Source organism: Noviherbaspirillum suwonense, from assembly GCF_900182955.1.
In the GTDB taxonomy this organism is placed as follows: domain Bacteria; phylum Pseudomonadota; class Gammaproteobacteria; order Burkholderiales; family Burkholderiaceae_D; genus Noviherbaspirillum_A; species Noviherbaspirillum_A suwonense.
In genome coordinates, this window is sequence record NZ_FXUL01000048.1 from 1 (window position 1) to 13058 (window position 13058).

Genomic DNA, 13058 nt, shown 5'->3' on the forward strand with positions numbered 1-13058 from the left:
TCGGCAAACAGACTGGTCTTGATCATGAAAATTTACGTCAAGTTCGAGGCGCCCACATTTTGCCAGACCCGCAGCGGTTTTTCGAGGTGCCCTTAAGTTCATTGCAGCCACGGAGAATCGTCGTCGGACTTAATCCGGTCACTTGCGCCATCAATTGTTTGCCGCCGTGCCCCATGTGCATTGCTTTAAGCGCGGCAAGCCAGCGGAGTTGCGGTTCATTCAATCGGCTTAGCAAAAGATTGATTTGATGGTGATAAACATGATGCGCGTGCTCCTTACCGGTACGGCAGTTCGAGCATTCACAGCGGTGTATTAATGACCGTGCCATAACCAACTCCTCTACGACGACTTACGCAGTAAAGTTCATTGTGCTCCTATAGCACCATAATCACCAGGTGGATTTATGCCAAGTCTCTGGCTCGCCTTCATCCCAAAATTTACTGTCAAATTCGCATGCCTGCTAGGCCGCGCCATACAGGCACATAAGCTCATAGCGGTTCAGCGATCCGATGAGCAGCCCGTCGCGCTGGCTGTCGCATCGGAGCACTTCGCCGTGCAAGGCCAGCGATAGGCAGACCAGATCAAAGCTTTCCACCAGCAGCACCCAGTCCGCATAATGATCCGGCCTTGTACGCCGGGCGGTTTCGGAATTAGACGCGGCGGTGACCTCGGCGTCGGATTCCAACAAGGAGATGGAAACCATGCAGCCGGATTTCTTCAAGCGCTCCGCAAAGGTGTCCCGGATGAAGCGGCGGGCATCTTCTTCCCTGCCTTCTATCGCCTTGCATTGAACGATAATAGCAGTGCCGCCGACCGCGTTGCCGCTGCTCCAGGTTGCGCGGCAGGCTGCCCGTATCACATTTTGCATGCGCGGCAGGATGCGTCTGGTGCATTCGGTCGGATTGTCCAACACCTTGCGGTATGCGGGCGAAGTCAGGGCATCGATGCTATCGCACGTGTAGAGCACCATATAGGCAGGCTGGCTGCCAACCGCTCTGTAGCGGCGTGCCGAACGGAAGCCGGGCACCGCCAGCCGTTCCGCCAGATGCTCTTCCTGATACCAGCGGTTTAATTCTTCGTCCAGATCGGGCGGAACGTCATTCATGACGAGCAGCAGGCCCGGCGCATGCTCGTGATTTTCTTGGGGTTCCTTCAACTGGGCCTTGGGCTGTTTTGTGATTGTTGATTGCATTTTCTACTTTCGCGTCCGTTTCCAGATCGGTACGCAATTTTCATTCCATTATGAATTTAGGGAGGCCCGCTACAGCATGCCTTTCCGACAGGACTTTTATATTCACAGTGTATCTGCTAAATGCACATCTCTGGCTATTGCACCGACAGCGCAGTCTGTGCGCAACACTCGACATAGCGTGACGAAGGCGGCCTGCAGTGGCACGAAGCTTGCTACTGGGTATTGGAATCAGGACAGTTTAATTCGACACATTTTTCAACCTACGACGAAGGACGCCTTTGCGACCCACGCCTTCTATGAGCGTCCAGGAAGCGCCCGACGCATCGACGCTTGCGACACTGATGCTATTTCTTGCCGTCGGAACGTTCTGCTCCGGTGCGTCTATGCGCATGATGGATCCTCTGTTGCCTTTCTTCAGCCGTGAATTCCATGTGTCGCTCAGTGATGCGGGGCAGACTGTCACCTATTTCTCCGTCGCATACGGCATCGCCCTGTTTTTCATCGGCGCGGTCGGCGACCGCTACGGCAAACTGCGCGTTAGCGCATGGGCATGCATGATATGCGCGCTGACCACCTTTGCGTGCGCGCTTGCCCCGGACTTCCTTTTCCTGCGCATCGCCCGGTTGCTTTCGGGCGCCGCAAGCAGCGCGGTGATGACCCTGGCAATGGCCTGGGTCGGGGACGTGGTGCCCTACGAACGGCGCCAGGCCGTGCTGTCCCGGCTGCTCATAGGCATGTCGTTAGGTGTAGCGGGCGGCATCCTGGCCGGAGGATTTGCCGCGGACCGGATGATCAGCTGGCGCTTGGTACTGACCCTGCTGGCGGTCGGCTATCTGCTGGTTGGGCTGGCACTGCTGCTCTTGCTGCGGACGTTGCCGTCGCAAGCCGGGCAGGCGCATGCTGCGTCGGGCTGGCTCCTGCGCGTGAGCATCGATGAATATCGCAGGGTCCTGCAGCGAGCGTGGGCGCGGCGCATGCTGGTCATTGTGTTTGTCGAAGGCGCCCTGTATTTCGGGACACTGGCTTTCATTCCTTCCCATCTGCATGCGCGGTACGGCATTTCGCTAAGCCTGTCGGGCTCGGTGGTGATGCTGGCCGGCCTGGGCGGCCTGTTTTTCTCAATTTGCGCGCGCCGCTTTCTCGGCATGGGGGAACGCCGGCTCACTGGCCTGGGCGGCGTGCTGATGGCGGCCTCGCTGCTCACTGTAGGCCTCGCGCCGGGCTGGTGGTTCGCATTGCCGGGATGCTTCTTTGCCGGGCTGGGCTTTTACATGCTGCACAGCACGCTGCAGGCGCAGGCCACCCAGATGGCGCCCGAGCGGCGCGGCGCGGCGATGGCGGCCTTTTCCTCCTGTTTTTTTCTTGGCCAAGCGGCGGGCGTGGCCCTGTTCGGCAGGATCATCGAGCAACTCGACTCGACGACAGCGCTGGTCGCGGCGGCATTGGGCCTGCTCGCCGTCGCCACGATATTCAGCAACTGCATGAAGGCCCGTGCTGCGCAGGGCTAAGGGCAAGTGTCTTTGCAACAGCCAGTTCTTTTGTCTGCCGTGCATGCACGTAAAACTGGCGAGCGCGTTGCCCGCCCTGACTGCCGCCCTGATCAGTCCCGCAGCGGCGCCCCGTCAGGCGTTTTCAAGCTGCTGAAATTGCGTGTCAATTCAACGCGTTGGCGGATAAGGCGCAGAGCCCAGCGCCGGCCGCATTGCGTATGCGCCGGCAATGCGTAGCGATTGGCACGTAGTTTGCTGAGTTCTGTCCAGCCACCCTGCCCAGCATCCCTGACGCAGGGCTACAGGGCTGCTCAGGCAGCAATCCGAAAAACCTAAAAATAGAAAGCGAGACAGGAATGTTCACTCGGGACATGCTCAAGGGAAGAGTTGCATTCATCACTGGGGGCGCCGGTGGCATCGGCCTGGAGATTGCCAGCACGTACGGCCGCTTAGGCGCTTCAGTGGTGCTGGCCAGCCGTAATCAGGAACGGCTTGATGCCGCGCTGGCCACGCTGGCAGCGGAGGGCATTTCCGCAATGGCCTTGCGCACCGACGTGCGCTATTACGATGAAGTCAAAAGTGCCATCGATACCACGGTGGAGCGCCTGGGCGCGCTCGATATCCTGGTCAACAACGCAGCCGGAAATTTCTACTGTCCGACCGCCGACCTGACGCCGAACGGCTGGCGCACCGTGATCGACATTGACCTGAACGGTACCTTCTACGGCTGCCATGCCGCCTACGAGCACCTGAAGCGCTCAAGCTTCGGCGGATCCATCATCAGCGTCATCACCATGCTGGGCGTGAGCGGCTGGCCGGGCGCCGCGCATGCGGGCGCTGCCAAGGCCGGCATCCTCTCGCTGTCGAGGAGCTTGGCGGTCGAGTGGGGCCCGGACAATATTCGTGTCAACACCATCTCTCCCGGCCCGATCGGCGACACTGAAGGGGTGCGCCGGCTTTACCAGGAAACCGGACGGGAAGAACTGGAGCGAAAAAAAACCGCGCTCGGCCGCTTTGGGCGCAAGGCGGACGTCGCCAATGCCGCCGCCTATCTGGCATCCGACCTGGCGTCCTACGTCACCGGCGACAACATGATCGTCGACGGCGGGCGCTGGCTGAAATACGTCGCCGCCTGATGTCCGCGGCAGCCTCTCGAATTCAGACGCAGTGCATTGCAAGGGAATGGACTATATGAATACACCAGCTGGATACATCGCGGGCCGGCAGCAGCTGTTCGGCCGCGGCGAATTGCGTTGCCTCATCGATCCGTCCAGCGTCGCGGTGATCGGCGCCTCCGAGACGCCCGGATCGTTTGGACTGCGCACGCTCGACAATATCCGCATCGGCTTTGCGGGAAAGATCTTCCCCATCAATCCCAAGTACGGGACGCTTGCGCAAATGACGTGTTACGCGAGCCTGGAGGACTTGCCGGAGGTGCCCGACTGCGTGGTCGTGATCGTTCCGAGCAAGCAGGTCGTGGCGCTGGCCGAGCGCGCCGCAGCCATGGGCGTGGGCGGCATGATTATCTATTCGGCCGGTTTCGCCGAGGTCGGCGATCCGGAACTGGTCAGGGCGCAGCATCGCCTGGCCGCCATCGCGCAGTCGTCGGGCATGCGCATCCTTGGCCCGAACTGCATCGGTATAGCCAACCTCAGGAGCATGATAGGGCTCAATTTCATGCCGAAGTTTCATGAGATGCCCATGGTCAGGGGGAATATTGGGCTGATCTCCCAGAGCGGCGCTCTCGGCTACTGCGTATTGCAGGGCATGGAACGCGGCATCGGCTTCTCCCACTTCCTGGCACCGGGAAATTCCTGCGACGTCGATGTTTGCGACATGATCAACTACCTGGTGGAGGATGATGCCACCAGGGTCATCGCCTGCATGTTCGAGGGCGTGCGTGACGGCGCGCGGCTGCTGCAGGCTGCGCGCGGGGCGCTCGAAGTGAACAAGCCGCTGCTGATCTACAAGATGGCCAATAGCGAAATCAGCCAGCGCACCGCGCTCTCGCATACCGGCACCATGGCCGGTTCGGGCGCGGCCTATGCGGCTGCCTTCGAGCGCACCGGGGTAGTCGTCATCGACAGCTGGGAAGAAATGCTGGAAACGGCCGTCCTGTTTTCCAAGTCCGGCCGGCCCGGCACCGACGGCGTCGGCGTGATGGCCAGTTCGGGCGGCGCGGCCGTGATGGCGGCCGACAAGGCCGAGGAGTGCGGGCTGAAGCTGCCGGCGCCGACGCCGGCCACTTCGGCGCGCCTGGCGCGGGTGGTGCCGGATTTTGGTTCCACCGCCAACCCATGCGACCTTACCGCCGAATCGCTCAAGAGCGTGGCGATGTATGGCGACTGCATCCGCGCCTTCGCCGAGGACCCGGGCTTCGCAGCGGTGGTGGTGCCGATGATGTCGGCACAGAAACCCGCCACGGTGGAGCGCGCCGAATTCCTTTCGCACCTGGCCGACGAACTGGACAAGCCTGTCTGCGTAGTCTGGATCAATGAATGGCTCAACGGGCCGGGCAGCGAAGTGTATGACGCCTCGCCCAGGATCTCGATGTTCCGCTCGATGACACGCTGCATCAAGGCGCTCAAGCTGTGGCTGGATTATTACCCGCGCCGCGACCGGCTGTTGCGGCCGGCCGTCGAACGCCTTGCCGCGCTCGACGCGGCCGCGGCGCGGGAATCGCTCCGCCAGGCAGGGGCAGCGCGGACCCTCAGCGAGAGCCAGTCCAAGCGCATCCTCGCTGCGTACGGGGTTTCGGTTACGCGCGAGATACTGGCCGGCGATCCGGCCGCGGCGGTCCGTGCGGCGCGCGAGATCGGATTCCCCGTGGTACTGAAGATCGACTCTCCCGACATCCCGCACAAGACCGAAGCGGGGGTGGTGCGGCTCAATCTCGGCGATGAGTCCAGCGTCGAGCAGGCCGCCGCCGACTTGCTGCGCATCGTCTCCGCGCTGCCGGGCCAGCCCGTCATCAATGGCATCTCGGTGCAGCAGATGCCATCCAGGGGTGTCGAGATGATGATAGGCGCGCGCCGCGACGCGCAGTTCGGCGCGCTGGTGCTGTGCGGCTTCGGCGGCATCGATGTGGAACTGACGCGCGATGTCGCCGTCGCGCTGGCGCCGGTCAGCCGCGAACAGGCGCGCGACATGATCCTGTCGCTCAGGAAAGCGCCGCTGTTGACCGGCTTTCGCAACATGCCGGCGCTGGACCTGGACGCCCTGGCCGACGCGGTATGCCGTGTCTCGCAAGCAGCGGCCGACCTGCAGGATGCGGTTGCCGAAATCGATGTCAATCCCTACATTCTCGGCGTCGACGGCGGCGTGGCTGTCGATGCGCTGGTTGTGCATGGCAGCCAGGAGGCGCAATGAATACGCCGCTGGCAAGCCCGTTATGCGCCGCCATGGAGACCCGGGCGACGCGTGCGCTGGGCATCCGTTATCCCATCGTGCAGGGTGGACTGGCGCGCATAGCCAGGGCTGAACTGGCGGCCGCGGTTTCCAACGCCGGCGGGATGGGACAGATCGCCGTGGCCGGCGTCGCGCAGCCCGACCTGCTGCGCGCCGAGATCCGCAAGGCCAGGCGGATGACGGATGCGCCGTTCGGGGTCAATTTCCCGATCGGGCACCTGCCGATCGATGCGCTGCTCGAGGTCGCCGTCGAGGAAGGCGTGGCCGCCGTGTCCTTCACCGGCGGCAATCCCAATTCTTATATCCGGCGCCTGGACGGCACAGGCATACGCATCCTGGTGCTGGTGGCGGGGCCGGAGCAGGCGAAAAAGGCCGAGCAGGCCGGCGCGCATGTCATTGCCACCGTCGGCTACGAGGGCGGGGGCCATATCGGCCGCTCTGACCTGACGACGATGGTGGCAATTCCACTGGTGGTGCGTGCCGTGGGCATCCCGGTCCTGGCTGGCGGCGGCATCGCTGACGGCAAGGGGCTGGCCGCCGCGCTCGCGCTGGGCGCGGACGGCGTGGAGGTAGGCACGCGCTTCATCGCGGTAAGGGAGGCCTTTGCTCATGAAAATTACAAGGCTGCTGTGGTCAGAGCCAGTTCCGGCGACACGGTGGTGGTCAAGCGCTCGCTGGGCACGCCGGGCCGGGCATTGGCCAACGCATGGACCGAAAAAATCCTGTCGGCCGAGGCCGAAGGACTATCCCGGGAAACGGTGCTCAGCTTGGTGAAAGCCGACGCGAACGAGCGCGGCGTCGTGCATGGCGATATGGAAAACAGCCTGGTCTGGGTAGGGCAATCGGCCGCAATGGTGGACGACGTGCCTAGCGCGGGAGAGCTGGTCGAGCGGATGGTGGATGAGGCGCGCAGCGCCGCGCGGCGGCTTGCGGAAATGATGCGCTAGGAGCTTGCGCAGAGCTTCTGCCGCGCAGCCCTCCGGGCAGCGCGTGAAGGTGTTGGGCCCGCAGTTCTCGTAATTAAACCAGGAGACAGCAATGAACCGCATGTATCGAATGATTTCCGTTTTTTGCCTGACGGCCTGTTCGGCCAGTGCCGCCGTCTGGGCGCAGGACTATCCCGCCAGGCCGATACGGCTTGTGGTCCCCTATGCGGCCGGCGGCGTGACCGACAGAATAGCGCGCGGCGTGGCAAAGAAAATGGCGGAAGGGCTGAAGCAGCCCGTCGTTGTTGACAACCGTACCGGGGCCGGTGGAAACATCGGCGCCGACATCGTCGCCAAGTCGGCCGCGGACGGATACACGCTCCTGTTTGCCACCAATGGGCCGCTGGCCGCAAACAAAAGCCTTTATGCCAAGCTGAGCTATGACCCTGAAAGGGACTTCGCCCCGATCACGCTGTTGGCCTCCGTGCCCTATATCCTGGCGGTCAATCCCACGCTGCCGGTCAACAGCGTCGAGAGCCTGGTCCGTTTCCTCAAGCAGCACCCCGGCGAATTCAACTACGCGTCCGGGGGAACCGGCACCGCCCAGCATTTCGCGGGCGGACTGTTCAAGGCCATGGCAGGGGTGGACATCGGCCATGTGGCGTATAAAGGGGAGGCGCCAGCACTGGCGGACGTCCTCGGCGGCCATGTGCCCATGCTGTTTGCCAGCATTCCCGCCATCGTCCCGCATTTAAAGACGAGCCGGCTCCATGCGCTCGCGATGACCTCCACCAAGCGCAATGCGCTGCTGCCCGAGCTTCCGACCCTGTCCGAATCGGGCCTGAGCGGCTATTCGGTCGAACCATGGTTTGCGCTGGCCGGGCCTGCCGGCCTGGCGCCGGAAACCGTCGAGAAAATTAATGCAGCCGCGGTTGCCGGCCTGAAGTCGGATGAAATGAAGCAGATGCTTGCGTCTATAGGCGGGACGGCAGTCGGGAACAGCCCCGCTGAATTTGCTGCCTTTATTCGTACGGAAATCCCGCGCTGGGCCAGCTTGGTCAAGCAATCCGGGGCGACGGCCGAGTAGGCGCAAGCATGCCTGCATGTGCGTTCGGCCGCGCCGGACCGCTGAGACGAACGCCGCATAAGTCCTGCGCGACGCCATCAACAATCAACAGCAAGATGACATGCCGACCATGGCAGCACTGGCCGCCCGGCCGGGCGGCCTTTAAAACGGAGACAGAAAACATATGGATGCATCCACAAGCCGACCCTATGAAGGGCTGAAAGTACTCGATCTGAGCCAGGCCATCGCCGGCCCGTATTGCGCGGAGATCCTGCTGCAAAACGGCGCCGAGGTGATCAAGGTGGAGCCGCCAGGGGGCGACTGGGGCCGTACCATAGGCTACGGGCCGGACGGCATGAGCGCGATTGCGATCGCTTTTAACCTAGGCAAGCGCTCAATTTGCATTGATGCCGCCAGCGGGGCCGGGCGTGCACTTATGCGCCGGCTGGCTGCGCAGGCGGATGTGGTCATCGAGAGCTTCCGTCCGGGCGTCATGGAACGGCTGGGGCTGTCATATGCCGAACTTGCGCGCGAGCGGCCTGAATTGATCTATGTCTCGGTGACCGCCTTTGGCCCGGACGGCCCGTATGCGGACCGTCCGGGCTCGGATTCCACGCTCCAGGCATTGAGCGGAATGATGGTGGCCAATCGCGACGGCAATGGCAAGCCGCGCAAGGTCGGCATTCTGCTGGTGGACGTGGCAACCGGCATCTATGCAGCACAGGCGACCGGCGGGGCGCTGTACCGGCGCGCGACGCAGGGCAAGGGCTCGCATGTGCAGATTTCCCTGCTTGATGGCGCGGCGGCCGTGCAGAGCAACGGCATCGTCGACCTGGCGCTGGGCGCCGGCCGGCCCGCGCAAGCCCTGAGCGTGCCGGCCGGTACGTTTGCCACGGCGGACGGCTACATCAACGTCACCTCGCTGCATGACCGCATGTTCGCCGGTCTCAGCCGGGCGATCGGCAAGGAGGAGTGGCTGACCGATCCGCGCTATGTCACGGTAGCGGCGCGCTTCGAACAGGCTGCGCAGATCAATGCGGAGCTCGATGCGGTCTTCCAGACAAGGCCGAGCGCACATTGGCTCGAGGTGCTGGGCGAACACAGCGTGGTTTGTGGTAGGGTGAACGGCTATGCCGAATTGCTCGCTGATCCGCACGTCAGGGACCGGAACATCTTCCAGGAAATCGAGCAGCAGGGCATCCCTCTGGTATCGGTCCCACGGGTGCCGGGTACGCAACCGGGCCTTGCGCTCATGCCCGCGCCCAGGGTAGGGGAACACACCAGGGAAGTCCTGGCGGGTCTTGGTATAGGCACGGCTGAGATCGATGCGCTATTCTACGCCGGAGTCGTCGCCTCCGCGGCACACCAGCCGCAAGCCGCCCAGGCCAATACATAAGGCACGACACACAAAGCAAATTTCATCTCGAAAGGCACATCCATGTCCAACCAAGGCTCCCGCAAGCGCCCTCTCTCCGGCCTGCGCGTACTTGATTTCAGCAACCTCCTTCCAGGCCCTTATGCCACGCTTATCCTGGTGGAAGCCGGCGCCGAAGTGTTCAAGATAGAGCGTCCGGAAGGCGGTGATGAACTGCGCGCAGCCACCCCGCGGTGGGGCGAGTCCAGCCTGAATTTCGCGCTGCTCAACGGCGGCAAGCGCAGCATCGCAATTGACCTGAAGTCGCCGGCCGAGCGGGAGCGCCTGCTGCCGCTGCTGCGCGAAGCCGACATCCTGGTCGAGCAGTTCCGTCCAGGCGTGATGGAGCGGCTCGGCCTGGGATATGAGGCGCTCAGGGTAATCAATCCGCGGCTGATCTACTGCTCCATCACCGGCTATGGCCAGGATGGGCCGCTGTCCCAGGTGGCCGGCCATGACCTTACCTACATGGCCGAGACTGGGCTGCTGTCCCTGTCCAAGGGCGCGGATGGCGCCCCCATCCTGCCGCCGGTGCTGGTGGCCGATATCGGCGGCGGCACGATGCCGGCGGTGATTAATATCCTGCTGGCGCTGCGCCATCGCGACCTGAGCGGCGAGGGCAGCCATATCGATGTTTCGATCACCGATAACCTGTTTGCCTTCCCTTATAGCGCGCTGGCGCGCGGCGTCGGCTTCGACCAGTGGCCCAGGTCGGGCCAGGAGCGCCTGACCGGCGCCACGCCGCGCTACCAGATCTACCGCACCAGCGATGCACGCCATGTCGCTGCGGCGCCGCTGGAGCAGCGCTTCTGGAGAGTGTTTTGCGAGACGATCGGCCTCGACCCGGCATGGCGTGACGACGGCCGCGACCCCGAGGGCACGCGCGAGGCCATCGCTGCGCTCATCGCGCGCCATGACAGCGCATACTGGCGTCGCGCGTTCGACGGCAAGGATGCCTGCGCGGTCGTCGTCAATTCGATGGAAGAGGCTGCCGCGCATCCGCATTTCCGCGGCCACGGCCTGCTGGAGCGCCGCATCAGCGAAGGCGGACGCAGCGCGGCGGCCGTGCGGGTGCCGCTGGATGCCCAGTTCGTCCGAAATGATGCGGACCAGGCCTGCCCGGCGCTCGGCGAAGGCAACCATCTGCTGGGCGGATAATGCGGAGCAGGGCAGGGCGGAGAAGAAAATGGATATTGAATTAAAGAGCGGGGCCGCCCTGGTCCGCTGCACTTGCCATGCCGGGCCAGTGTGAAACCACGTTAAAACTGACGTCGTACTGCGGCAAAGAGGTGCACACTGTGCCGCGGCCATCGGACTGCATAGTATGCGCGCGTCGAATCATGTATTCTGCATGGACATAATAGTCGCACTCGCAGTACATGCAGACAGATATATATGATTTCAAAAGAGACAACAGCGTTTGGCATCCTAATCGTCGACCGGGCCGACAACGTGGTATATGCCACCGGAGGTGCTGAAAATCCCGACATCCGGCACCAGCTCCTGGAAGACCTGCAGGAAAAGCGTGCGCAAGGCGGCGGAATGATTGCCCTGGAGACGCAAACCCGGGTGATCGTGACTTTTCGTTCGCTGGATGACGCGGTGGTTTTTTTCATCCAGCCGGTCGAAGCGAAATCGACACTCTTCGATCTGGTCGCCAGCGTGGATTTCGCGCACGCTATCTTCACCTACCTGGTGGAAAACCCTTATTTTTCCATGGTGGTGGTCGATGCGCAGGCGCGCATCCGCTTCCTTCCGGTGGTGCATGAGAAGTTTTTCGGTCTCAGGCACGGTAAAGCGATCGGCAGGCATGTAACGGAAGTGATCGAGAACTCCAGGCTGCACGAGGTCGTGCAAAGCGGCAAGGCGGAGATCGGCAAGTTGCACAAGATGGGCGATATCACCCGTGTGGTTACGCGGATTCCCATCAAGGAGAATGGCAAGACGGTCGGCGCAATTGGCCAGCTCATGTTCAAGGAGCCGGAAACCGTCCATAACCTGTCGCGGGAAGTGAACAAGCTGCGTTCGGAGGTCGAGTTCTACCGTAATGAGCTGTCGGGCATGAAGAAGGATTCCTACGACCTGGAACAGATGGTGGGCGACAGCGAGGCGATGCGGCAGCTCAAGTCCGACATCGTCAAGGTGGCGCCGCTCCATGTGCCGATATTGATCGTCGGCGAGAGCGGCACCGGGAAAGAGCTCGCCGCGCATGCGATCCACGCGCTGAGCCTGCGTAGCAAGAACCGGATGATTTTCGTCAACGCAGCGGCGCTTCCGGGCGGGCTGGTGGAAAGCGAATTATTCGGCTACCAGGCCGGCGCATTTACCGGCGCCGAGAAAGCCGGCCGGAAAGGGAAGTTCGAGCTGGCCGACAAGAGTTCCCTGTTTTTCGACGAGATCGGCGACATGCCCGCCGAAATCCAGGTCAAGCTGCTGCGGGTGCTGCAGGATGGCATGTTCGAGCGGGTCGGCGGCAACCAGGTCTGTCACTCGGACTTCCGGCTGATCTGCGCCAGCAACCGCAATTTCCAGGAAATGATAGGCAACGGGCAGTTCCGGCTCGACTTGTACTACCGGATCAGCGGTGTCACCATCCGCATGCCCAGCTTGCGCGAGCGGCTCGACGACATACCGGTGCTCACGCAAACTTTTTTGCTCGCATTCGCCAACCGTCACCGCGCCCCGGTCAAACGGGTAGACAGCCGCGTCTACGGCTACCTGCGCGAGCAGGCCTGGCCTGGCAATGTCAGGCAACTGCTGCACGAAGTGGAAAAAGCGGCGATCTTCTGTGACGGCCCGGAAATCACCATTGACAACTTCCGCCTCATGACAGATATACCTGTGGAAAGGACTTCCTCTCCCGCAGCCGCAAGCGTGGCAGCGCCTGCGGCCGCCGCGCCCAGTTTCTCGTCGCACCGGAAGATACAGGACGCCATCGATGAGGTGGAAAAGACCATGATCCGCGATGCGATGAGCAGGCACCGCGGCAATAAAAAGAAAGTCGCCGAAGAACTCGGCATCTCGCGCGCCTATTTGTACAAGAAGCTGCCGCCGGAGTGAGCCCGCGCCGGCCGTGCCGGTCCGGAGCCGGGTTTCCCCGCCGGCCGGGCCAGCAGGCTCGGCCAAGGCCGCAGTTAACGTCGCAGTTAAAGCCGCAGTTAAAGTCGCAGTTAAAGTCGCAGTTATCGGCTTGATCAAAGCCTGATCGCCGCCGCAGCGTCCCGCCTCCGGCGCAGGATAGCGCACGGCCTTTCATAAGCCCGGCCCCCCATGGCTGGGTGATCTGCTGCGCCGAATACCTGAGGCCGCCGTGCAAAGCGCTGTTGCATGCAACGCGCATGCCGATGGCACGGTGCTTGCCTTCGGGCTCAGTATGCCGGGAATCGGATGTCAACGTTCTGGCACACGGAGAGGCGACACCGCATCCCTAAAACGGCCTCTGTTTCCGTCAACCAGAAAAGTCAAAGTTGAGGGAATTACCGTGCTCGACCTGTCGCATGCACTGGCCGGTCCGTACTGCTCTACGCTGTTGGCCGATTTCGGCGCCGATGTCATCAAGATC

The 13058-nt window shown here is 62.6% G+C and carries 11 protein-coding genes; 10 read left to right on the top strand and 1 reads right to left on the bottom strand.

Annotated elements, in window-relative coordinates:
• A partial coding sequence (locus QOL82_RS28650) for a hypothetical protein (RefSeq protein WP_283445734.1) occupies positions 1-248 on the top strand: 248 nt, incomplete at its 5' end.
• Between the two features lie 212 nt (positions 249-460).
• Here QOL82_RS28650 and QOL82_RS28655 read toward each other — a convergent pair.
• Positions 461-1192, bottom strand: coding sequence for a DUF4286 family protein (locus QOL82_RS28655; protein ID WP_283445735.1), 732 nt, complete (start codon positions 1190-1192; stop codon positions 461-463).
• Between the two features lie 296 nt (positions 1193-1488).
• Here QOL82_RS28655 and QOL82_RS28660 point away from each other — a divergent pair, with 296 nt between their 5' ends.
• From QOL82_RS28660 to QOL82_RS28700, 9 genes are all read left to right on the top strand, one after another.
• Positions 1489-2700, top strand: coding sequence for an MFS transporter (locus tag QOL82_RS28660; protein ID WP_283445736.1), 1212 nt, complete (start codon positions 1489-1491; stop codon positions 2698-2700).
• Between the two features lie 338 nt (positions 2701-3038).
• On the top strand, positions 3039-3818 hold the full coding sequence (locus QOL82_RS28665) for an SDR family oxidoreductase (protein ID WP_283445737.1): 780 nt from the start codon (positions 3039-3041) through the stop codon (positions 3816-3818).
• Positions 3819-3873: 55 nt separating this feature from the next.
• Positions 3874-6051, top strand: a complete 2178-nt coding sequence (locus QOL82_RS28670; protein ID WP_283445738.1) for an acetate--CoA ligase family protein — start codon at positions 3874-3876, stop codon at positions 6049-6051.
• Positions 6048-7037, top strand: coding sequence for an NAD(P)H-dependent flavin oxidoreductase (locus QOL82_RS28675; RefSeq protein WP_283445739.1), 990 nt, complete (start codon positions 6048-6050; stop codon positions 7035-7037). Before QOL82_RS28670 ends, QOL82_RS28675 begins: the two co-directional genes overlap by 4 nt.
• A gap of 91 nt (positions 7038-7128) precedes the next feature.
• A complete protein-coding gene (locus QOL82_RS28680; RefSeq protein WP_283445740.1) occupies positions 7129-8103 on the top strand; it encodes a Bug family tripartite tricarboxylate transporter substrate binding protein in 975 nt (324 codons plus the stop codon).
• Positions 8104-8266: 163 nt separating this feature from the next.
• Positions 8267-9478, top strand: coding sequence for a CaiB/BaiF CoA transferase family protein (locus QOL82_RS28685; protein ID WP_283445741.1), 1212 nt, complete (start codon positions 8267-8269; stop codon positions 9476-9478).
• Between the two features lie 42 nt (positions 9479-9520).
• Entirely contained in the window at positions 9521-10654 is a 1134-nt protein-coding gene (locus tag QOL82_RS28690) for a CaiB/BaiF CoA transferase family protein (protein WP_283445742.1), read from the top strand.
• 237 nt (positions 10655-10891) lie between these two features.
• Entirely contained in the window at positions 10892-12556 is a 1665-nt protein-coding gene (locus QOL82_RS28695; protein ID WP_283445743.1) for a sigma-54 interaction domain-containing protein, read from the top strand.
• Between the two features lie 379 nt (positions 12557-12935).
• A partial coding sequence (locus tag QOL82_RS28700; RefSeq protein WP_283445744.1) for a CoA transferase occupies positions 12936-13058 on the top strand: 123 nt, incomplete at its 3' end.